Here is a 209-nt window from a genome sequence, read left to right as displayed (position 1 = left end):
GCCGCAAAAGAAGATGTTGTAGTTGTTCGTGCTAGCCGTGTACCGACAGGCTATACAACGCGTAATGCAGAGGTTGATGATAACTTATACGGCTTTGTTGCCTCAGAAAGACTGAACCCACAAAAAGCGCGTGTTTTATTACAATTAGCATTAACAGAAACACAAGATCCTAAAAAAATCCAAACATTGTTTGAAAAATACTAATTAAT

The 209-nt window shown here is 37.8% G+C and carries 1 pseudogene; it reads left to right on the top strand.

From position 1 onward, the window contains the following. Nucleotides 1-204, top strand: a pseudogene (gene ansB, locus M998_RS19135) (L-asparaginase 2); the annotation flags it as partial. Nucleotides 205-209: the final 5 nt, after the last annotated feature.

The organism is Providencia heimbachae ATCC 35613, assembly GCF_001655055.1.
GTDB lineage: Bacteria > Pseudomonadota > Gammaproteobacteria > Enterobacterales > Enterobacteriaceae > Providencia > Providencia heimbachae.
The sequence above is the reverse complement of the archived record's forward strand: the minus strand, read 5'-3'. Positions and strand labels throughout refer to the sequence as shown.